The sequence below is a fragment of the Dictyoglomus sp. GBS genome (assembly GCF_055179815.1).
Genome location: NZ_CM143687.1, coordinates 584,967 through 607,612 on the forward strand (window position 1 = coordinate 584,967; position 22,646 = coordinate 607,612).

The 22,646-nt window shown below is 32.0% G+C and carries 22 protein-coding genes and 1 tRNA gene; 3 read left to right on the forward strand and 20 right to left on the reverse strand.

Annotated features, from left to right (window positions below; translation table 11 throughout):
• Window positions 1–9: 9 nt before the first annotated feature.
• Complete coding sequence (locus ACY3IT_RS02660) at window positions 10–1,578, reverse strand: FMN-binding glutamate synthase family protein (RefSeq protein ID WP_463083252.1); 1,569 nt, start codon at window positions 1,576–1,578, stop codon at window positions 10–12.
• A 145-nt stretch (window positions 1,579–1,723) separates the two neighbouring features.
• Window positions 1,724–3,550, reverse strand: a complete 1,827-nt coding sequence (locus tag ACY3IT_RS02665; protein ID WP_463083253.1) for an esterase-like activity of phytase family protein — start codon at window positions 3,548–3,550, stop codon at window positions 1,724–1,726.
• 230 nt (window positions 3,551–3,780) lie between these two features.
• Between ACY3IT_RS02665 and ACY3IT_RS02670 the strand changes: the two genes are divergently transcribed.
• Entirely contained in the window at window positions 3,781–3,939 is a 159-nt protein-coding gene (locus tag ACY3IT_RS02670) for a hypothetical protein (RefSeq protein WP_463083254.1), read from the forward strand.
• Between the two features lie 66 nt (window positions 3,940–4,005).
• On the opposite strand, the gene ACY3IT_RS02675 is transcribed toward ACY3IT_RS02670, so the two are convergent.
• The 14 genes from ACY3IT_RS02675 to ACY3IT_RS02740 all read right to left on the reverse strand — a co-directional run bounded on the left by ACY3IT_RS02675 (window position 4,006) and on the right by ACY3IT_RS02740 (window position 18,270).
• Window positions 4,006–5,445, reverse strand: coding sequence for a DUF4388 domain-containing protein (locus ACY3IT_RS02675; RefSeq protein ID WP_463083255.1), 1,440 nt, complete (start codon window positions 5,443–5,445; stop codon window positions 4,006–4,008).
• A gap of 83 nt (window positions 5,446–5,528) precedes the next feature.
• A complete protein-coding gene (locus ACY3IT_RS02680) occupies window positions 5,529–6,506 on the reverse strand; it encodes a TRAP transporter substrate-binding protein (RefSeq protein WP_463083256.1) in 978 nt (325 codons plus the stop codon).
• 68 nt (window positions 6,507–6,574) lie between these two features.
• Window positions 6,575–7,753, reverse strand: coding sequence for a Gfo/Idh/MocA family protein (locus ACY3IT_RS02685; protein WP_463083257.1), 1,179 nt, complete (start codon window positions 7,751–7,753; stop codon window positions 6,575–6,577).
• Between the two features lie 12 nt (window positions 7,754–7,765).
• A complete protein-coding gene (locus ACY3IT_RS02690; protein WP_463083258.1) occupies window positions 7,766–8,872 on the reverse strand; it encodes a M24 family metallopeptidase in 1,107 nt (368 codons plus the stop codon).
• An 11-nt stretch (window positions 8,873–8,883) separates the two neighbouring features.
• Window positions 8,884–10,362: a tripartite tricarboxylate transporter permease gene (locus ACY3IT_RS02695; protein WP_463083259.1), complete on the reverse strand. Its 1,479-nt coding sequence runs from the start codon at window positions 10,360–10,362 to the stop codon at window positions 8,884–8,886.
• A gap of 17 nt (window positions 10,363–10,379) precedes the next feature.
• Window positions 10,380–10,832, reverse strand: a complete 453-nt coding sequence (locus ACY3IT_RS02700; RefSeq protein ID WP_463083260.1) for a tripartite tricarboxylate transporter TctB family protein — start codon at window positions 10,830–10,832, stop codon at window positions 10,380–10,382.
• 60 nt (window positions 10,833–10,892) lie between these two features.
• On the reverse strand, window positions 10,893–11,861 hold the full coding sequence (locus ACY3IT_RS02705) for a tripartite tricarboxylate transporter substrate binding protein (RefSeq protein WP_463083261.1): 969 nt from the start codon (window positions 11,859–11,861) through the stop codon (window positions 10,893–10,895).
• 355 nt (window positions 11,862–12,216) lie between these two features.
• Window positions 12,217–13,386, reverse strand: coding sequence for a glycosyltransferase (locus tag ACY3IT_RS02710; protein ID WP_463083262.1), 1,170 nt, complete (start codon window positions 13,384–13,386; stop codon window positions 12,217–12,219).
• Between the two features lie 21 nt (window positions 13,387–13,407).
• Window positions 13,408–14,178: an ABC transporter permease gene (locus ACY3IT_RS02715; RefSeq protein WP_463083263.1), complete on the reverse strand. Its 771-nt coding sequence runs from the start codon at window positions 14,176–14,178 to the stop codon at window positions 13,408–13,410.
• On the reverse strand, window positions 14,175–15,068 hold the full coding sequence (locus ACY3IT_RS02720) for an ABC transporter ATP-binding protein (protein WP_463083264.1): 894 nt from the start codon (window positions 15,066–15,068) through the stop codon (window positions 14,175–14,177). The genes ACY3IT_RS02715 and ACY3IT_RS02720 overlap by 4 nt, the downstream gene beginning before the upstream one ends.
• Complete coding sequence (locus ACY3IT_RS02725; protein WP_463083265.1) at window positions 15,065–15,268, reverse strand: PLD nuclease N-terminal domain-containing protein; 204 nt, start codon at window positions 15,266–15,268, stop codon at window positions 15,065–15,067. Before ACY3IT_RS02725 ends, ACY3IT_RS02720 begins: the two co-directional genes overlap by 4 nt.
• A gap of 1 nt (window position 15,269) precedes the next feature.
• Window positions 15,270–15,941 (reverse strand): SdpI family protein, encoded by a 672-nt coding sequence (locus ACY3IT_RS02730; protein ID WP_463083266.1) that lies wholly within the window; start codon window positions 15,939–15,941, stop codon window positions 15,270–15,272.
• The gene (locus tag ACY3IT_RS02735) at window positions 15,934–16,218 is read right to left on the reverse strand and encodes an autorepressor SdpR family transcription factor (RefSeq protein ID WP_463083267.1); all 285 of its coding nucleotides are present in this window, start codon (window positions 16,216–16,218) and stop codon (window positions 15,934–15,936) included. The genes ACY3IT_RS02730 and ACY3IT_RS02735 overlap by 8 nt, the downstream gene beginning before the upstream one ends.
• 132 nt (window positions 16,219–16,350) lie before the next feature.
• Window positions 16,351–18,270, reverse strand: a complete 1,920-nt coding sequence (locus tag ACY3IT_RS02740) for an ABC transporter substrate-binding protein (RefSeq protein WP_463083268.1) — start codon at window positions 18,268–18,270, stop codon at window positions 16,351–16,353.
• Window positions 18,271–18,401: 131 nt separating this feature from the next.
• On the opposite strand from ACY3IT_RS02740, the gene ACY3IT_RS02745 reads away from it, so the two are divergent.
• Together ACY3IT_RS02745 and ACY3IT_RS02750 are read left to right on the forward strand one after the other, a co-directional pair.
• Window positions 18,402–19,139 (forward strand): MBL fold metallo-hydrolase, encoded by a 738-nt coding sequence (locus tag ACY3IT_RS02745; RefSeq protein WP_463083269.1) that lies wholly within the window; start codon window positions 18,402–18,404, stop codon window positions 19,137–19,139.
• Between the two features lie 93 nt (window positions 19,140–19,232).
• Window positions 19,233–19,937 carry a polysaccharide deacetylase family protein gene (locus ACY3IT_RS02750; protein ID WP_463083270.1) on the forward strand — a complete coding sequence of 235 codons (705 nt, stop codon included), beginning with the start codon at window positions 19,233–19,235 and terminating at the stop codon, window positions 19,935–19,937.
• A gap of 40 nt (window positions 19,938–19,977) precedes the next feature.
• Here ACY3IT_RS02750 and ACY3IT_RS02755 read toward each other — a convergent pair whose 3' ends face one another.
• The 4 genes from ACY3IT_RS02755 to ACY3IT_RS02770 all read right to left on the reverse strand — a co-directional run bounded on the left by ACY3IT_RS02755 (window position 19,978) and on the right by ACY3IT_RS02770 (window position 22,642).
• A complete protein-coding gene (locus ACY3IT_RS02755) occupies window positions 19,978–21,849 on the reverse strand; it encodes a carbohydrate binding domain-containing protein (protein ID WP_463083271.1) in 1,872 nt (623 codons plus the stop codon).
• 139 nt (window positions 21,850–21,988) lie between these two features.
• Window positions 21,989–22,315 carry a YbjQ family protein gene (locus ACY3IT_RS02760; RefSeq protein WP_463083272.1) on the reverse strand — a complete coding sequence of 109 codons (327 nt, stop codon included), beginning with the start codon at window positions 22,313–22,315 and terminating at the stop codon, window positions 21,989–21,991.
• Window positions 22,316–22,327: 12 nt separating this feature from the next.
• A complete protein-coding gene (locus ACY3IT_RS02765) occupies window positions 22,328–22,534 on the reverse strand; it encodes a hypothetical protein (RefSeq protein ID WP_463083273.1) in 207 nt (68 codons plus the stop codon).
• A gap of 21 nt (window positions 22,535–22,555) precedes the next feature.
• A tRNA-Leu gene (locus tag ACY3IT_RS02770) sits at window positions 22,556–22,642 on the reverse strand.
• Between the last annotated feature and the right edge of the window lie 4 nt (window positions 22,643–22,646).

Below are 22,646 nucleotides of genomic sequence, written 5' to 3' on the forward strand. Positions count from 1 at the left end.
TCTTATTTCTTAATCGAATAAGATTTTCATACTTTCATCGTGATCAAGATCCATTACATAGGTTATACCTGTAACTTCCGCAGCTTCTTTTGTAAGAGCTACAATATCATCTCTTGAGATAAATTCAAGCTTAAATTTTCTTGCTCCTGCCATAAATTGTTTTAAGCCGACAGCTAATCTATCAAAATATCCATAAACTGCAAGGGCTGCTGGTGGAATCTTTTTCCAATCTTCTCCAAAGAGTTTTTTCATTTCTGCAACTGCTACAAAGATTTCTTCTACATCATTACCATACTCTGCATAATCTTTTGGTATATTTCCACTCTTAATTAAGTTTCCAAGAGTTTTTCCTACCATAGCTGCAGTAAGTGTGGCTCTTCCCATAGCCACAAGCTTTACATATGGAGCTCCTAATGCAAGACCTTTAAAGATGTGATCTTCTAAGGTAAATCCACCAGCTATTGCTATTGCAGGTACATGTTTCCCTTTTTCTGCTAACATCTTTGCATATTTGTAGGTTAAAGCTTCCAAGTAGACGGTAGGAATACCCCATTCATTCATCATTCTCCATGGACTCATTCCAGTTCCACCGCCAGCGCCATCTACAATTAGTAAATCTGCCTTACCTTCAGATGCTGCTCTCAAAGCAAGGGCAAGATCTTTTGGTCTATAAGCTCCTGTCTTTAATGATATATATTTGGCTCCTCTTTTTCTGAGTTCATCTGCTCTTTTTACAAATCCCTCTACTGATGCCATACCAAGTCTTGAATGTCTTTCAAACTCCTTAATTCCACCCTTTGCAAATAACTCTTGAATTACAGGATCATCTGGATCAGGGAAAACAATATATCCTCTATCTTTTAACTGTTTTGCTCTCTTAATATCAGAGAGTTTTATTTCTCCTCCTATATCTTTTGCTCCTTGTCCCCATTTTATCTCTACAAATTCTATTCCTAAACTTTCAATCACATATTCCAATGTACCAAGTCTTGAATCTTCTACATTTTCTTGAACTATAACTCCACCATAACCATCTTTTTGCCATTCTTTAAATAATTTAATTCTTCTTTCCATTTCAGGAGATCTTACAACTTTTCCATTCTTGAATTCAGCATCTGGATCTACACCACATACATTTTCACCGACTCCTACCATTGTACCGAAGAGGGCAGATCCAATAGCGACGCCTTCCCAGTTATCTCTTGCGATGAAGGTAGATCCGAGACCTGTAGTAAACCATGGACCTCTTAATTTAATGTTACCTATTTTTGTTTCTATGTCTACTGCAGGAAAAGTTGCTTTATCAGGATCTGGTTCTACTCCTTGAGCTCCGACACAGGTACCATTGATATTGAAGTGGGAAAAATCTATTGGGTAGTCTTTTTCGGAGGCTGATGTTACTTTACCGTAAGGCTTTGGATAAATATATTCTCTTCCTCTTACAGCTGATTTTGCAATTTCACAATATCCAGGACATCCATCCAAACAGGTGACACACATTCCACTAAATGGAGAATAATCTTTTAGACGAAGGCGGGTCAAAGTGGCTTCTGAGAAATTAGGTTTAGAAAAGGACATAAATTATGCACCTCCCTTAGTAATTTTCAAAAATTTATTTTAGGAATTCTAACATTTATATAATTATATTGTCAATACTAATTTTTAAAACATACAAAGGAAAGCTATTGCCTTATATTATGTTTATATTTTTTGTATAAGGATTTTAAAATTCTTTTATTGGTTTAGTAAGTTTAACTATCCATAATCTTGATCTTTTATCTACAGGAGAACCTTTTGTTATAGTGTATTTAATACTATTTTTATCATAATCATTTCTCTCAATAGTTTTTATTATTGGTGAATTGTTTGTAAACTCTAATCTTAATTTAGCAGGATCTAAGTAAATCTTTTCTCCGTTTAGAGTACAAAAGGAGATAGCTGATATCCCAAAATCATTATCGTTAGTTATTGCAAATGTTTTTTCATCAATTACTGTTAAACCTTCTGCTTTTAAAGGGAAGCCATATTCTGCTAAATTTACGATTATTTTGGTTTTAGCAGGAGTTATATTTTCAATCTCTCTTAATTGTTGCTTACTTTCGTACATATCTTTAGTGATTTTGGTTGCACAAGAGATGTCTACTTTTACAATGTATACAACTTTATCTCTCTCAATTATCAAAAATTGACCGTCACCTAAGGATACAATATCACCTATTTTAACTTGATTTGGTTTAAATATATTTTCAAAAGGAATTGCATAAAGATTGACTTCATCAGTGTTAGGATCAAGTTCTACTAAACAGATATAACTATCATTTCCTTTTAAGGGGGTTTGCATTATTGCATAAACTAAACCTGTATTAGGATCTATCGTAATACCTTCAAATCCTCTATTAGGAATTCTATTTGTTAGCATATGGGGTAAATTTAGTCCTGGAGAATATTTTTTAATAATTTTCCCGGATGAATCTACTTTTAAAATAAAAGGCCCATACTCATCAGCTATCCAGAAATTGCCATCTTTATCAATAGCGATTCCTTCTGGATCAATACCGTTTGAATCAAAATCTAATAATTTACTTAGATCAGTGCTTAAAGGTGCTTCAAGAGTAGAACCTATTTCTCCCGGAGGTATAGGTCTTCCAGAGGTATACTCTCCTTTAATATTCTTTATAGGAATGCTTTTTGTAATTTTAGCATGTTTGTCAGTAATCTCTATTTCTAATATTTGTGGTGTAAATTCTGGTACAGGAAAAACTACAGACTGAATGAAAGTATTATTGGTAGTTTTAACCGCAGGATCATTTTGTGTTCCACTTGGACCTGGGGTATTAGGGCCTCTATCGGTTAATGCATAGAATATGATTTTATTGTTATTGTAAAATTTTAAACAAAGTCCTGAACCGATGGAAATTGGAATATTATGTGTGTTTGTATCAATAGTGAATGGAATATCATAATCATTTGTGTTTACTATTTTTATATGAATTTCAGAAATAGGACCATCCGTGTATTTTACATTATATGTACCATAGATTTCTGACAAACTACTTAATAGATTTTCTAAAGCTATTTTTTGGTCTATAAGATCTATTTTTATATCCAATTTCTTAATTAAATCGTCTAAATCAGTATCATCGTTTATTTGAGTTTGTGTTATATTGTTAAATTTGTTTCTAAGCCATTCTGTTATTTGAATACCATTTGTAGGATCATTATCTTCATCTAATGAATAAAGGAGAATTGATGTTTTTATAGTTTTTATTGAGGGGTAATTATTTTTATCAATACTGTTTGGTATTAAGTCTAATAATGTTATATTGTCTTTTCCTATAGTCTCACCAATTATTAAGTTTCCAATTTTAAAAGTTATTTTTTCTCCTTGTATATATTTAAAATGTCCATATGTATCTGTGATGCCTTTTTGGGTTACAGACTCATATTCAATTCCAGATATATGGTTTAATGTTCCTATTAAGAAACTATTATTACAATAACCTGTTGAGGATAATAGAATTAATATAATGAGGATAAGAAATTTTTTCATTTTAAATTACCTCCTTAAGATATTTTTATAGATAATTATCTTTATATATGATTTAAAAGATGTTAAATTCTTTTGAAAAAGAGGTAAATAAGTGTTAAATAATGTTTAACAAGATTAAATTTAAACAATTCTTTAAATTGTCTAAAATAAATTTAATTAACTTTTAAATTTATATTAACACGGGTAAATTATAATAGTACTCGAAAACAATGAAAAAGGAGGGATGCTAAATGAAAGCAATCCTTAAACAGGTTAATATAATTCCAACATTAAGTGAAAAAGAGATAAAGACTATAAAGAAGGAAGAAAGAAATGTAAAAAATTTAGAAGTTGAGTATTTAATAATTGAATCTCCTGTAGTAAACTATTTAACATCAAGGATTGTATAGAGGTCACCTACCCCCATTACCGTATCAAAATAAGGGAAGCCTTCGGGCTTCCCTTATTTATTACTATTATAGGGAAGCTTTAAGAGTCGATATCTTATCTTTTAATTTGGGATTATTACTTACTTCAAATAAAGATAAAATATCATATGTAAACAATTTCACTTCTTCCTCTGAAATTAATGTAAGTTTATTTAAGATATACCTCCAATTGATGGGATAGTCTTCTATAATCTTTTCTACTATAAATCTTGTATCTCTTGAATCTTTATCTATAAACTCTCGCACTTTTTTGTAAATTTCTATATATTTACTATTATTTTTGTATTCATTTTTAATATCTTTCCAAAGTTCAATAAATTTATGTATAATTGTCGACTTTTCTTTTCCAAATATAGAAATAATTTTACCTTCATCTATTAGTTTGCTGAAAATAATTAGGTTCTTTTTCTCGTTAAAGATAAAATCTCTTACAAAAGTTTCTAAATTTCTATTACCATTCAAAAACCATGAAAGGATTTCTTCCTCCAAAGAAGATATCTCTCCATTATATATGTATAGGTCTCTTAGTTGATTGTCACTAAAGTTTTGATATAAGTGATTTGTATTTAAGTCAAGATATTTTTTGTATAAAGGTTCTTCTATGGAAAAGAGTTTTATCAGAAAGTCTTTTACAAAATCTTGTATGGCTTTGTGAGAAAAATCTTTTATAGTTTTATAGATATGGTCCCAAGGAATCTTTTCATCATAAATCAAGTTTTCATAAACATTTTCTATATCTTCTTGGTTGATAGTTTCCTCTTTAATGTATTTATAAAAATGAAGAGGGGAGATATTATAAGGTGAAATTATCTCCTTAAAAATCTCTTTAAGATATGATCCACTTCTATCTATAAATTTTCTGGCAAAATCTCTTAATTTTTGTTCATTAATTTTTAGTTTATTGGATTCTTTTATTAAATAATCCCATATACGCCAAAAGAGATAAAACCAGAAGATATTAGTATCATCAGTAATTCTTATGATCTTTTTGTCTTTAATGAGCTTTATTATGTTTTCTAATCCTTCTGTTTTTATTCCTTTGTATTCTCCTATAATTTCCTTAACGTTTTTTATTCCATCAAGAATAGAAACAATTTTGTATTCTTCTTCAGATAAATCCTCCATATTTATCGGTACTAAAATAAAATCAGAGAAATAATTCATTTTATCCACATATGTATCCAGTTGAAATAAAACTTCAAAAATATCTAATGTCATGGTAGATTTGGGTGGGTTGATGTTCTGTAAAAAATTAAAATTTCCTTTTGACCATAAGAATATATCTATTAGGGCATCTATACCTTCTAATTTTCCAGACTTTGCATAAACTATTTTTCCCTCTGAAAAATAAACTTCTGCCAGATTCTCATTGTATTCTAATTGAAGTTTGCCGTTTTTTTTGCTAATGGAGATTAACTGGAATATTTCCCACATGGACATTGTTGAGATATCTCCTTTAAGTCCCATAAGCTCACCTCCTTTTTTATTTATAAAAGAGGCTGGCATATGCCAGCCTCTTTAAATTTTCCATAATTTTCAATGGCTTTCTTTTATTGTTTTAAGACTTCTTCCCATGTTGTTACAGGCCATGTTGTTTTAAAGAGCTCTTCAACAGCTGGTTTTGCTTTTTCTCTTATTTGTTGCATTGTTTTAGAATCTAAATAGATCACTGTCATACCATTTTCTATAAGAGACTTTAGTATGTTATTTTCGTTTTCAAGGAGTTTTTTAGTGGCTTGGTCGCATACCTTTTCAACTGTTTCTCTAAATAATTGTTGATCTGAAGGGGTTAGCCTATCAAAGGTTGGTTTATACATGTGTACCCATCCGAAGGAAACAAGGTGATTTGTGATTATGAGATATTTTTGTACTTCGTATAATTTATATCCAGATATCTGAGTAAGATCACCTTCAGAAGCTTCAGCTGTCCCTTCTTTTAGGGCTTGATATAATCCTGTGAGAGGTACAGGGACTGGCTTAGTGCCAAGGGCTTCCCAAACTTTAATCCAAGTTGGTACTACAGGAAGTCTGAGTTTTAGCCCTTCTAAGTCTTTTAGTCCAAGTATTGGTTTGTTAGAGGTCATTTGTCTATAGCCTCGATATAGATATCCAAGAGTATACATTTTACCTTTTGTTAAGATCTCTGCTTTAGCTTTTTCTCCAATTGGTCCTTTCATTAGGCGGAAGAAATGTTCGTAATCTTTTAAAACAAAGGGAGCATTTATAAAGAAGTATTGTGGAGCAAATACTTCTAAGGCTCTGCCACCAGTGAATTGCATGTCGACTTCTCCTTTTGCACATTTGTCATTTACGCCTTCTTCTGTATCTTGGGCAATTTGTAGTTCTATTCTTATTCTTCCTTTTGTTTCTGCTTCAATTATAGACTTAAAGTTTTCCATAGCATCAGTTATGATATGTCCCTTGGGGAAAGGTGTAGCTGCTTTTATAGTAGTAATGTTTTGAGCATTGATATTGTTTATGGCAAATACTACACAAAGGGTTAAAATTAAGATAAAATATTTCTTCATATAGAACCCCCCTATTATTTATTTTAAGGCTGGGAAGAACATTCTTGATTTCTTCCCAGCCTTATTTTTTAAAGCTCTATTTTTCTTCCTTCTTCACTTGATAGATATCCTGCATATATTACTTTTATAGTTTCCTTAGCAAGTTCAAAATTTGATATAGGTTCTTTATCTTCTATTACTGATATAGCAAAGTCCTTTAATTCTTGAGGAAAGCCTCTGGTCCAGAAATCATCAGGGGATGGAAAATTCCAGCCTTCTTTTGTTTCTATTTTTTCAGCAATATATTCATCTTTCCAAATTTCCTTTTCAGGAGCGTAGGCTACCATCATATTGTTTGGATTTATATTTGCATATATCTGACCTTTGGATAGAGATACTTGAATCCAATTTTTTAGACCTCCCAAACTAATATCATTGGAGAATATAATTCCTTTTGTTCTATCCTCAAAATTGATTATAAGGATTGACCAGTCCTCTACATCTTCCCAGGCAGTTGCTACGTAGTGCTTTTCTTCTCTTATAAAAGGTTCTATCTTGGTAAGATTTCCTATCTCTGCTAACACAGATTTTGCTTTAATAGGTTTTCCATATCTTTGGATTCCCTCATAATATTTTAAATGAAGAACAACAGCTACAGGATGAGACCCAAGTCTCATCAGGCTTCCTCCGCCTGATGTTCTCCAGAGCTTAGCATAACTTGCATGAGAGCCAGAATGGCTACATTCTGCCCGAATTTCTAAGATAGTAGAGGAAGAAGCTGATATCATTCTTTTCATTTTCTCAATAGAGGGAGCGTATATTAAATTTTCACCGTACATAAACTTTATATTATTTTCTTTAATGGCTTTTTCTACTTTCTCTATTTTTTCTAATACCTTTTTATACATATGACTCTTTGGTACTTCTATGCCGACAAATTCCTTTTCACTGTCTTCTCCAAAATACCCAGTAAGAGGTTTTTCGCATATCACATTTTTTTTATTTTTAGCAGCACAAATTATTACTTCATCATGTAGGTTGGTAGGTGTGCATATATCAACTATATCTATATCAGGAGAAGTACATAATTCCTCAAAATTATCAAATACTTTAGGAATATTATGTTCTCTTGCAAAGTTCTCTGCGTTCTCTTTTTTTCTGGAACAAATCCCTGCTATTTGTGCATATGGAGCAATTTCTTTATATGCAGCTATATGAATTTTAGCTATAAAACCTGTACCTACAAGTCCTATCCTTGCCTTTTCCATAAGGCCCCTCCTTTACGATATTACCAGAATATCCGGTCTAACAAAATTTATTCCCTCTATTTCCAAATTTATAGTGGGGAAAATAATTGGTTTTGTAATCATTAATAGTCCTTTCTCTGTTACTATAAATCCATCTTCTGATTTAGTACCTGAAATAGAAGGATTCCAGCAAAAAGCCTGATTTTTTAAAATTCTATCTGGGGTAGATGGTGTTACTCTTATCTCTCTGGGATAATAACCTATGCATCCTCCTTGGTGATGTAGTTTCCATTCATCTTTGTATCCTCTTTTTTCATACTCTTCTATAGCTGCTAAAACTGAAACTCTCATTTCTTCTCCAATCTTAGTTTTAGCAATCATAATGCATTCGATTTCTACATTGTCTCTATATTGTTTCTTTAGACTTTCTGGTAAGTTCCCAAAATATACCATGCGGGTAATAGTGGCAATTAAACCTTTGTATCGAGCATTTACTGACGCCATAACATATTTTTCTATTTTTTTGTTTTTGGATATGGGATGTCTATAATTTTTAATTCTTTCGTCAGAGGAAACCATAAAAGCTGTAGGTTCTATTCCTTCTTTCCATAATTTGGCTGATATTTTTCCTGCTACTTCTAATTCTGTATCGCCAGGTTTTGTTTCATACATCAGCACTTCTTCTACTATTCTTGATAATTTTTCTCCTAAGAATATATACCTTTCTATTTCTCCCTCTGTAAGCTCAAAGCGAAGTTTTCTAAAGGAATTTTCTACAAATTGTGTGCCTGGAAGAACTATATCACATCCTATTTCTCCGTTTTTGACTATATTTCTTACTATTTCCATCTCTTTGTCTTCATACCATTCATATTCAAGAACTTCAAAGCCAATATCTCCTACTTCTTCATCTTTCATTCTTCGTGCCTCAATCTTATTAGCAATTACAAATTGATCATTACGAGTAATTAATACTGATGTGACTCCCATCTCTGTTGCTATTCCTACAAAATTTACTCCACCTGCTGTTATCCATGAGAAATTTGGTTGTTTCTTAATGAGCATAGCTGACAATTTATTTTCTTCCATAAATTTTCTAACTTTCTCTAACTTTATTTTTACTTCCTGTTTTCTTTCCATTTTTAACCTCCTTACCTTTTACTTCCTTTTCTTGTAGGAAATACTGCAAAAACTATTGAGAGTACTGATAATACAAGAAGAAGTAACGAAATGGGGCTTCTAAACATAATAGTCCAATCATTTCCGGATAGGATTAGTGCTCTGTTTAAGTTTTGCTCAGCCATAGGTCCTAATATCAATCCTAAGATTAAAGGGGTTGAAGGAAAGGCATGTTTTCTCATGAAATATCCAAAGAGTCCAAAGGCTATTGCTACTCCAACATCATATAAGCTATTTCTAATGGCAAAAGACCCAATAATTGCGAATATCAATATAATTGGCATTAGTATTTTCTTTGGAACTTCTAATATGTATGGAGCAATTAAAGTAGATATGAATCCTGTTATTAACATAAGAAATTGAATTATAAACCAACCTGCAAAAAAGGAGTACACAAGGTCAGGAGTAGATTGGAAAAGAAGTGGTCCAGGTCTAACTCCTATAAGGATCATGGCTCCGAGCATAACAGCAGTAACCACATCTCCTGGTACGCCTAGAGCGAGAGTAGGAACTAAAGCTCCACCTGTTACTGAGTTGTTAGCACATTCTACAACAGCTATACCTTCAATAGCCCCTTTTCCAAATTTTTCCTTTTTTCTTGACCAACTTCGTAATTGGTTATATGCTAAATAAGTAGCAATAGTTCCTCCTGTTCCTGGAATTATGCCTAAAGCTATGCCAATTATGGCTCCAACCAATATAGGTATTATTATAGATTTATATTCCTCTTTGGATAAAAATATGTTTGAGATTTTTTGTTTTGGTATTATTTCCTCTTTTTCTTTCTCAAGTTCCATCATAATCTCAGTTATAGCAAAAATACCTATTAACACTGGTAAAAGTTCAAATCCAGCAGAAAGAGATGGTATTCCAAAGATAAATCTTGTAGAGCCTCTTATATTTTCAATTCCTACTGTTGAGATAAAAAGACCCAATAATCCCGAAATAATTCCTTTTAGTAAATTTTTGCCAGAAACACTTGCAATGATTGATAATCCAAAGATTGCTAAAGCAAAATAGTCTATGGGAGAAAATTTAAGGGCAAAATTTGCAAGTTGAGGAGCTAATAAAGCTAAAATAATGCCACTTAAAATGCCCCCACTTACAGAAGCAATTAAAGCTGTAAATATAGCTTTCCCTGCCTTACCTTGTCTTCCTAAAGGATAGCCATCAATTAATGTAGCTGCTGCGGAGGGAGTCCCTGGTACTCCAAGAAGGATTGCTGAGATAGAACCTCCAAACATGGAGCCAGAATACATTCCTGCTAACATTAAAAGGGCTAATTTAGGATCTAAGTAATAAGTAAATGGAAGTAATAATATTATCCCCATAGATGATGTAACACCTGGGAGGGCGCCAACTATGATTCCTCCTACTGTTCCAATTAACATAAGGATTAAATTACCAGGTTGGATTGCAATTTTTAAGCCTTCTAACCAATAGTTAATCATTTTTCTTTCACCTCTAATCAAAATAAACTTGGAAGTGGTAAGGGTACTTTAAATATGCTAAAAAATACATAATAAACTAATATTGTAAATACAATACTAATGATTACCCCGAATATCCATTTTTTGTATCCAAAAAGATAAAGTGTAGCCATCATTAAAAATGGTGTAAGATACAGAAAACCTATATAGGATACAAGATAAACATATAAAAAACATAGAAGAGTTAATAAAAATATCTTTTTTAAATCTTTAAAAGAGTATAACTTTACTGTTTCTTCTGTCTTTTTAATTCCTTGATATACTAATAGAAGACCACATATGATAAGGCCATAGGATATAATCATAGGAAAATCTCCAGCTCCAAGTCCTAAGGGAGATTTTGGAAGTGAAAAAGAATTAATAAGAATGAAAATTCCTAAAATAATTATTCCCAATCCAATTCTGGTGTCCCAGCTAATTTTTAATTTCATAAAAGATAACCCTCCTAAATCTTAAATTCCCCCTACCCATAGAGGGTAGGGGGAAGGTTTTTAATATTTATATTTGGTTCCTAATTTATTTGTTTTAATCAGATTTTCATAATAAGCATTGTAATCTTGTATGAATTTTGAGAAAGAAGATGGTCCTCTATATTCTAAGGTTAAGGAAAGTTCTTTTGCCTTCTTTACGAAATCTGGATCTCTCATACATCTCAAGAAGATAGTATGGAGTCTATCTACAATCTCTTTTGGGGTACCTTTCTGGACAGCTACTCCTCTCCACATTCCAAATTTAAAATTGAATCCTTGTTCTTTTGCAGTAGGTACGTCAGGATATTTATCAAGTCTTTTATCTCCAAAAACCCCTAATATTCTTAATTGTCCAGCATCTACATTGTTAAGACCTTCTGGAGCAGCCCCCATGTAAGAGTTAATATGTCCGCCAACTAAAGCAGTCACGGCAGGACCTCCACCTTCAAAAGGAACATGGGTTAATTTAATCTTTGTAAAACTTTCAAAGGCAAGAGCTGCAAGATGTGTACCTCCACCTGCTCCTCCGTTACCTATGGTAATTTTTCCTGGATTCTGTTTTGCATACTCTACATACTCTTTTAAATCTTTCCAAGGAGCGTCTTTTCTTACTAATATGTAGCATGGGTCATTGACGATTAAAATTACAGGCTCAAAAGAATTTACATCAAAATTTACAGGATCCATATGAGATTTTATTAGTATAGGAGCTGCGAAGGAGAGTAAGGTATAGCCATCAGGTTTTGCTCGTAGGAACTCTATAGTACCAGGAACTGCTCCACCACCGGGAATATTATTCACTACTAATGGCTGTCCATTGGCATATTTAGGAAATACGGAGGCTATAGCTCTGAAGAGCACGTCTGTTGCTCCACCTGCAGACCATGGAACAATTATCTGTACTGGTCTTCTGGGATAATCTACGCTGGTTCCAATATTTAAAAGAAGAAGCAAAAATAAAGAGATAGCGATAAATGTTCTTAAACGCATAGGTATAACCCCCCCATTTATAGTTTTTGGCTTGCGATTTTGGGATATGTTATCACCTCCTTATTTTAAAATCTAATTTTTCATGCTATTTAAAAATACCAAATCTTCTATATTCATTTAAAATCGTATATTATAAAACTTTAGGCTTTAAAATAATTTTAATCTACCTTCAGTTTTTTTATAGCAAAAAATAAGAAAAATTTCAATAGATTTTTTGATTTGTTTTTATAGTAATATACAAAAAAATATTTACTACAATATTTTGGGGATTATCTTTATCTCTTATTTGTAGAAAATTTTCTTCTTAAAAAGTTTTTTTTCTATTTTTAATCGTAATTAAAAAATTTTCCCATGTCTATAAGTTTATATGTTCTTTTTGAAGGTTTAATATCTTTTTATATCTTTCTACTACTTTATCAACAATCTTTTCCCATGGTTTATAAAGGGTTTTTTGGGCATTCTCTCCAACAGATTTTAATCTTTCTCTATCAGAGATTATTTGAGAGATTTTCTCAGCATAAATATATGGATCATTCTGGGATAAGAAGCCATTATACCCATCTATAATCTCTTCTGCTATATTTGAATTCTCAATAACCAAGGAAGGACATTTGATAGCTGAAGCCTCTTGAAGAACAATCGCAGAGGTATCATAAAGGGATGGGAATGTAAATAAATCTGCTCTTGCATAGTATGCTTTTAGAAGTTCTCGATCTAAAATTTTTCCAGTAAATATTACAATTTCATCAAGATTAAGTTTATGTGTTAAGTCTTTGAAATATTTCTCATCCTTTCCTGTCCCTATAAGAATAGCTTTAAAGTGATAGCCTCTGTCTTTTAGTATTTTGAAAGATTTCAATAACAGCTCTATATTTTTTTGCTTTATTATTTGTCCTACAAAAAGAAATAAAATTTCGTCTTCTTTTAAATTATGGATTTTATTTATTTTTTCTCTATATTCTTGAGGATTTTCAGGAGGAATAAAATCAGTCCCATTAGGCATTATTTTTATATCTTTTTTGAAGCCATATGATCTTAAAGTTTCTGCGGTAGAATGATTTACTGTCCAAACCTCATCTACTTGGTTATAGAATTCTACTATTAGTTTTACTGCTATTTTGCTTATAAGATCAGATTTTGTTGCGGATTTAAAATCATCATAATATTTTGTATGAAAGGTAGCTACTATGGGTATTTTTTTCTTTCTTGCTATATATAACCCTAAGAGTCCTGTGGAGAAAGGAGAATGGGCATGTATTATGTCAAAAGGAATTTTCTCAATTTTTTTTATTGTATTAATGTCTAAAAAAGGAATTCCGAGTCTATATGGGGGTCTAAATATGAGAGGTAATGAAAAGTACCTAATAACTTCAAATTCTTCATTATCTTTATATTTAGGGTATGCAGGAGTAATTACATAGGATAAACCATGTTTTTTGTTTATCCAATATGCATAATTTTTAACTGTTATAGCTACTCCATCTATTACTGGAGGAAAGGAATCATTAAATAATCCTACAATCATATTCGGGATAGATTATATCATTTAAAGCTCTTGTCTTTCAAAAGATATTATTCCTGATATTAATAAGATGAAAGAATATATGAGGGTGAAAGTTATATTTTTTAATGCATCCTTCCATATTACACTTTTTAAGATCCATTCATTTTGTAAAGAAGAGAGAGACATAGGATTGTATGGATCCATATTGGGAAATATAGAAAGAAGATTAAAAATAATAAATATTCCTAAGAAAATACCTGCTGATTGAATGAAATTGTTGCCTAAGGAGCTTGAGAAGATAATAAGTGATAAAATAAAAAAGATATAGATAAAATATAGCAACATAGCTGAAAGTGAATTTTGTATGGGAAATTTTGAAAAAAGGAAATATGTATAATAGGTACAAGCTATAAAGGAGATTAGTAGAAAGGTATAGGTTATTATTATTTGAAAAAGGAATTTAGAAAGTATCCATTTTTTTCTGTCAATACCTAAAGCAATAAAGATGCTTGCAGTGTTTTTATTTTTCTCTTCAGAGATACTTCCAATGAAAAGTAAAACTATAATAAGAAATACTATCTGATTTAAATTTTTGAAAAACTGCATAAAAGCATCTTTCCAAGTAGGAGGAGGAAGTTGTATTATGAGACCTTGCATTTCTTGATTTTTGACAAGACTTTCTATAATTTCTGGTGTAAATTTAGCAATTATAGGACTTGAAATTCCAAAGAATAGGAGGGAAAAAAGAAGAACATAAATTTTTCCTGTTTTTAAAAACTCCTTTAATTCCTTTTTCATTAATTTCCATATCATGATATCACCTCAAAGAATATGTCTTCAATGGTAGGTTCAAGAAATTCAAAATGTATTAATGAGAGGTTATTCTCAGAAATAATTTTGGGAATTTCTTTCTGTGCCATAGATATATTATTGATATTTAATAATAAGCTTTTATTGTGAGTTGTAATATTTATAACCCAAGGTTTATCTTTAAGTTTTTCCAATAGTATATCTTTATTATCTACTTCAATAGTGATCAATCTTTTAGCATATCTCTTTTTAAGTTCCTCTACATTCTCATTAAGAAGAAGCTTTCCATCCTTTATTATAGCTACTCTATCACATATTTTTTCTACATCTGAGAGAATGTGTGTTGAGAAAAATATGGTTTTACTACCTTTTAGAGATTTAATAAGATCCAAGATTTCCTTTCTGCCTTGTGGATCAAGGGCTGATGTAGGTTCATCCAATATTAGAAGTTTAGGGTTATGGAGCAATGTTTGAGCAATACCAAGGCGTTGTTTCATACCTCTTGAAAATGTACCAATTCTTTTTTTCTCATTTTTCAAATCAACCAATTCGAGTACTTCATCTACTCTTTTTTTATCTACTCCTAATATTTCGGCTAATATTTTCAAGTATTCTTTAGCTGTAAAGTAATTGTAAAAATTTGGTACATCTGGTAGAAATCCAATTTTTCTTAAATAATTTTTACTTTTTAATATGTTTTCTCCCATAATAATAGCGTAACCTTTGGTTGGTTTTGCGAGATTCAATAATAGTCTTATAGTGGTTGTTTTTCCTGCACCGTTTGGTCCTAAGTATCCAAAGATTATTCCTTCTGGCACTTCTAAGTTAAGATTATCTAATGCCTTTTTGTTTTTGTAATATTTACAAAGGTTAAAAGTTTCAATTATATTCATGATTTTCTCCCAAAGATAAAATATAAAATTGGTCCTAGTATACCCAAGGCCAAGATTATAATTACCCAAGGAATCTTATTTTCCCATCTTATTTCTTCTTTGTTTCTCTTTATTAAATCAATTAATGCTGTAAACTGAAAGATTATCTGTATAATAATAAGAGGTAATAATAAGGGAAAATTTTTAGTTAAATATTCCATTTTAGTTTTTCTCCTTTCTTTCTAATTTCTGGTAAAGGATAAAGGAATAAAGAGTGGTACCTAAAACTATAAGAAGTATTGATAACATGAGAACTATCAAATTTATAAATGTAGGCAAAAAGCCGGCAATTATAATAAATATTCCACCAATAATAAATATATATCCTCCAAATCTATGAGTTTTTTTCCATACCTCTTCGTTGGATAAGGTCCAAGGTGTTCTTATTCCTACAAACCAATTAGGCTTTATTCTTGGCATGTAGTTTCCTAATATGATGAAAAGAAGTCCGACTAATGTTGGTGTTATTTTAGGTATTAAATCTTTAGGACCTCCTAAGGTGACTATAATGATCGCCATCTGTAGTGTAAATAAAAAAAAGATATAGGCATATTTTATTATCTGATATACTTTTTCGAATTTTTGATAATTTTCCTTTTTGGGATCTAAATAAGGAAGTACTAAAAATAATAAGTAGAAACCAAGACTCATTAAAGGTATGCCAAAAAGACCTTCAAATTTTGAGCCATATCTATCTATTTCTCCTTTAAAGTTCCAATGCATTGGGATTTTTTCAGGAAAATAAGGATAGAAAAAGATTCCAATAATAAACATAAGGGTAATTAGTATAATAATTGCTATATCCTTTTTTATAGAGCCTTTTAAACTATACATTTGTTTTTTTATCCTCCTTTATGAAATTGTTCATAAACCAAATAATAATCTCTTGAAACACAGTGGTATTTAGGGAATAGACAATATATTTTCCTCTCTTTTCTTCAGTTATAAGCTCTGCCTGTTTTAATATCTCGAGATGGTAGGAAATAGTGGGCCATGATTTTTGAAATCTCTCAGCAATCTCTCCTGCAGTCATGTCTCTTTCGGAGAGTATTTTTAATATCTCTCTTCTTGTCTCATCACTCAAGGCTTTGAATAAAAGATCAAACCTCATACTTTAATGTTTCTATTATTTAGATAAATATCTAAATGTATTTTAACACAAATCTTTTGAGTTGAAAAGTAAAGATAAAAAAGAGGGGGACCTTAGTCCCCCTACAAGATGAAAGTTTTATATATTTAGATACTATTGTTTTATGAAAAATTGTTCTGGGAATGCATTTAGAGGAGTGAAAAGAGGAGCATCACTGATTAGATCTTCTGGTACATTTCTAAAATTATTTTTAACTATAACTAATTGTGGGAGAGCCCCAACAGTACCAATAATCCATATATTTTTCTTATGTAGGCTTACAATCTGCCTAATAAGTTGATCTCTCTTTTTAGCATCTATGGTTTGGTTGACTTCGTCCCATAAATCATATAGTTTCTTTATATCTCCTGTTGGTTCTTCTCCTTCTTTTCCTTTTGTCCAATACCATCTAGCATAAAGAGGTGCCCAAGGACCATCGGTTATAGTACCTAAAATTCTTCCAGGACTGAGAATGAAGTTAGAACATCTATCCATAACCCAGACTCCAATTTCTATATCTCCAGAGTTACAATTAGTGGTATATAAGCTTCTGTCTATTTGTTTAATTATAGTTTTTATTCCGATAGCTTCCCAGTAGCTCTTTATTAATTCCATCACATTAATATTGGCATTTCCAGGATATGTTGTAAAGCTTATTATTAATTCTATAGGTTTTCCATCTGGCCCTATTCTAAACCCATCTTTTCCAACTTTAAGCCCCATAAGATCAAGAAGTTTTCTTGCTCTTTGAGGATCGTATTGAGCATAGGCTTTTTCCCATCCTGGATCGTAATAGGATGCTCCCTTAGGTATTGCAGCCTGCATTGGAGTTCCAAGTCCTAAGTAAAGGATTTTGTTTATTTCATCCCTGTTTATAGCAAGGGATAAGGCTTGTCTAAATCTTACATCTTGGAAAAGTTTTCTCTTTACAGGATCTTTTACATTTTGATTTAGGTATATAGCTGGATCAGCACCTACAGCTGATCTCCAACGAATTATTCTATAATTTCCCTTATCCTTGTTCTGCATGAATAAAGTATAATTGGAAAGTCTGGTATGTCTGTCCATCATGTCAAGTTCTCCTGCTACTGCCTTCATGTTTACCATTTCTGCGTCACTCACTAAATAATGTGCTATACGATCTATATATGGCAATTGATTTCCTTGAGGATCTATAGCAAAGTAGTATGGGTTTCTTTCCATTATAAATACTGGATCATTGGTAGATTTACTTACTACTTTCCATGGAGATGTCATCGGAAGATCAGGGTTTTGTAACCAGTCAGCCTTGAATTTGAAAAGATCATACCATTTATTAAAACCAGAAGCTTTTGCAAGCTTATCTAATTCATCTTGAGGAGTATATTTAGGATGGAATTGTTTTAAATAGTGCTTAGGAGCGTAATATGAAAGAGAACCATAAGTATTATCTATATACCATCCCTGAGCTGGAATATCATAAATAAATAGTGGTTTAGGTTCTGGAAATACGATTCTAAAAGTATATGTATCTATTTTTTCGAATTTTGCAATCTCTCCTTTGGAAGATATAAATTGAGCTGGCATAGTTGGTGTTAATTCTTTATTGCAGATAATATCTTCATACCAAAATATGACATCATCAGTTGTAAATGGGGTGCCATCAGACCATTTAATTCCTTCTCTTATATGGAAAGTATATACTCTTCCATCCGAAGATATAGTGTATTTATCTACAAGCCATGGTAATACTTTTTTACCATCGGAGCTAAATCTTAATAGGTTTGCAGCTGATATTGATAATCTTGCTATTCCCCATCTATCTCCAGGTCCAAGCCAAGCTCTTCTCCAAGTTCCTCCATATTGTCCAATTTCTTCATAAGGTTTTATTACAACAGGATTTTTAGGAAGTCTCTTTTCTATGGGTGGAAGTTTTCCTTGTTTTACAAGAGATTCAAGCATGGGTGATTCATTATATTTTTTCTGGGCAAGAAGCCCATTACTTAGTAAGGTTAACAAGATTAAAAGGAGTACAATCCATTGGATTTTCCTCATATATAACCCCCCTTATTGAAATGCTTATACAAACGTTTTAATAAAATTTTATGCATAAAAATTTTTTCTGTCAAATTAAAAAATAAACGTTAATCTATAATAAATAATAATTCTTAAGAGGAGGTTTAAAGATGGAAAAAAACGAATATGTTTCTACTCTCGTTGAACCAAAAGTTTGGCATATTTCGGATTATAGGAATGATAGCATGTACTTAATAGAGGGAGAAAAGGAAAGTGTACTTTTTGACACAGGTATGGGAGAAGGTGATCTTAGATTTTTTGTGGAAAATATTACTAAAAATCCATTAAAGGTTATTATATCTCATGCTCATTGGGACCATATTATGCAAATAGATCAATTTGATGAAGTATACATGAATCATAAAGACTTCAAAATATTAGAGATTTTTGGCATGAATATCAAGACAGATAGGATTAAAGATGTGAAAGATGGAGAAATCTTGGAATTAGGTGATAGAAAATTAGAGGTTATTGAAGTACCAGGACATACTCCAGGTTCAATTGTGGTATTAGATAAAGAAAATAAACTTCTTTTTAGTGGTGATGCTTTGGGAGCAGGACATACTTGGCTACAGCTTCCGGGATGTTTGCCATTAACTTCATATCTTCAGAGTTTATATAAATTACGTGAAAGAATTGATGAATTTGAGAAAATATATAATGGGCATCTTTCTCAGTGTAATATGACGCCTTATTCCAGTGATTACCTTCTCGATTTGATAAAGGCAGTAGAAAAAGTTGTATCAGGAGAACTTAAGGGTGAACCATACCCCTATGGTAATTTTGGAGGCTTTTATGTTACTTACGGTAAAGCAACTCTTGTGTATAATCCAGATAACATAAGGTAAAATTAAAGAGGGATTGACTGTAGAAGAGTTTTGTCATATAATTTCGGAAAAATGTTTATGCAAATGTTTTATTATAAAATAAAGGGGTAGTTTATGAAAAAGTTATTTATTTCATTAATCTTAATCACTTTAAGTCTCTTTTCTGTGAATTCTGCGGTACAAAATACTATTAAGATTTGTGCTCTTACCTTTGATGATGGACCTGATACAAAACTTACACCACGTGTACTTGATATGCTGGAAAAATATGGAGTACCAGCAACCTTTTTTGTTGTAGGATTTAGGATAAATGATACTACAAAATCAGTAATTGATAGAGCACTTTCCCTTGGTTGTGAATATGAGAATCATTCTTGGGACTATAATCCCCTTGATAAAGCTGATCCAAAAGAAATAATAGATAAAATTGCTCGTACAAATGAAGTAATAGAAAAGTATACAGGTAAGAAACCATCATTTTTTAGACCACCCAATTTAGCTATTAGTAAGACCATGTTTGATGTGATAGATATGCCTTTTGTAAGTGGAGTAATTGGATTTGATTGGTTTGGATGTGATAGAACTCCAGAGAATATAGCAAACAATGTCTTAAAAGGGATAAGAGATGGGGCAATTATTCTTCTTCACGATGTACAACCGGAACCCCATCCAACTCCAGAAGCCCTTGATATCATAATACCAGAACTTAAGAAGCAAGGGTATGAGTTTGTTACTTTAAGTGAATTATTTAGGAGGAAGGGTATAAATCCTAAAGATCCTAAGTATAAAAATAAACTTTGGGTTTATGTAGAACCATAAAATGAAGGTGGGAGGATTTTATCCTCCCACCTGAGAAGTTTTATTGAGATTCTAATTTGACATCTTTAAAATATATATTTCCAGTTGCTGGATTTTGCGTTTTTCCAAGCTCAAAGGATAGATTTGCTGCAGGATAATCAGCATTGAATGTAAATTGTAATTCAAAGGTTTGCCAATCATTGGTTAAATTGAAACTTTGATTTGCGTAAAGAGCATATGTTGTTGGATGGAGGAATTTTACATTTATGTCTCTTGCATTATCTGCCTTAGCTGTGAAAGTAAGTTTATAGGTTTTTCCTTTTGTAAGTCCTACCCATTGATTGAATTGTACATGCCAAGACTCCCATCCGTAATCTTCCACACTTATAGTGGCAATCTTATTAGTAGTATCAATATCTGCTGTTGCTGTACCTCCCATTCCATAAGGTGATCCATACCATAAGAACCAGTCATCTGGCCAATTTGCTTGATCATTAGTAAATGGGAAGCTAAAGTCACCGTTATTTATTTCTTCCATTGTTACACCTTTATATACCTTTATATAATCTACATACATTCTTTGAGGGAATTCTGTAGTTTCATCTGGATATCCGGGCCAATATCCACCAACTGCCACGTTCATTATGATAAAGAAAGGATGATCAAATACCCAATTTCCGTAAAGTTCTATTTCAGGTCTTGTTATGGTGAAGAATTTAGTATCATCAACATACCAGGATATTCCTATCGGATCCCATTCAACTGCAAATGTATGGAAATCTTGCGTAAAGTCTCCACTTGGTAGAGTATAGCTTCCTCCTTTACTACTTGCTCCAGAGTATCCAGGTCCATGTACTGTACCATATACTTTGTTTGGTTCATGACCCAAAAGCTCCATAACATCTATCTCTCCACAAGCAGGCCATCCAACTTGGGTAATATCTTCTCCAAGCATCCATAAAGCAGGCCATATTCCCTTTCCTTTTGGAAGCTTTGCTCTAAACTCAACTCTACCAAATTTGACATTGAATTTACCTTGAGTCTTCATTCTTGCAGATGTATAGTTATATGTACCGTGCTCATCAGAAACATCTTCTTCTCTCGCTTCTATTATTAAAACTCCATTTTCTACCCATGCATTTTCTTTCTTATAGTATTCAAGCTCAGCATTACCCCATCCAGGAATTCCTTGGGCATGTCCATTTCCAATTTCAAAGCTCCATACATTTTCATCAAGAGAATCAAAGTTTTCTTCCCATACTGTTTGATACCAATATTTTTGTCCTAATGCTGGTGGAGGAGCAGGAGGTTCAGCTGTGCCAACTTTGACAAGTCTTACATTATCAATATAAATTGTTCCATCATCTTGACCTAATTGAAATTCAAATCTTGCTCTCTCATCGGTTTCATATACCATCTTGAATTGGAAAGTGTAGGTTTGTTTTGTGGTAGTTATATTTATAGCATATCCTCCTGATTGATCTACCTGTCCAGATGGTCCTGGGTTATATGGTGTCCATCCTCTGTTTGCATTTCCTCCTACTTTAACACCTATTCTTCTATTTTTGCTTGCCCATGCCTCAAAGCTTACCTCATATATTCCTAAATATTCTATCTTTATTGGTGATTGTAGCACTTGTACTGACCAGGAATTTGGCCCTCCATTTATTATTTCTACTTTTAATACTCCATTTTCCACTGTGCCAGTTGCGGAAGCACCATCTCCTGTTCTGAATAGCCATGTTCCTTGTGTATCAAAATTTCCATCTGGCAGTTCAGGGTAGGATTCAGATATGTAGATTAGAGGATTTGAGAAATCTCCATTTGATAAAAGATTTTCAACTTGAGGTTGGGCTTGTGCCTTTGGAGCACAGCCAGCTACTAATACCATTAAGAGAATAATTAAGATGATTTTTAATAGATTCTTTTTCATACTTACTTCCCCCTAAATATTTCTTCTTGAAAGAAACTAAAAAATATAATTTATTTATATTATTTAAACCATCTTAAAGCTCACCTCCTCATTTTTAGTTTCTTTTTGGAATTATATAATATTAAAAGAATTTTGTCAACTATATTTCCTTTTTCTTTATTTTCACAGCTGTACCATAAGCAAGTATTTCTGCAATACCTTGCATGATTTGAGTTGTACCAAATCTAACTCCAATTATTGCATCTGCATTAAGTCTTTTTGCTTCTTCTTTCATTCTATCTATAGCTTGTTCTCTTGCTTCTCCGATTAATTTTGTATATTCTACTACTTCTCCACCTACAACATTTCTTAAACTTGCTAAAATATCTTTTCCTAAATGTCTTGCCCTTGCGGAACTCCCTTTAACAATTCCAAGTATTTCAGTGATCTCATATCCGGGAATAAAATCTGTGGTGGTTATAATCATAATATACACCTCCTACCATTTAATATCTTTATATTTTTCTTCTTTGCCTTTACTTGTAAATTTATCTTTTAATACTTTTATAAATAGAAGTCCCATAGCTATAATAACTAAAAGACCTATTATGCCAACAGGAAAAGCCATAATGAAACCTAAAATTATAGCTATTATATATGTGAGAACTATGATTAAAAGAATAATGTAGGATATTTTTTCTAACATCTTGATACCCCCTATTTTATTTGGTGCGGATGGGGGGACTTGAACCCCCACGGGGCATTTCCCCACAAGATCCTGAATCTTGCGCGTCTGCCATTCCGCCACATCCGCAAAA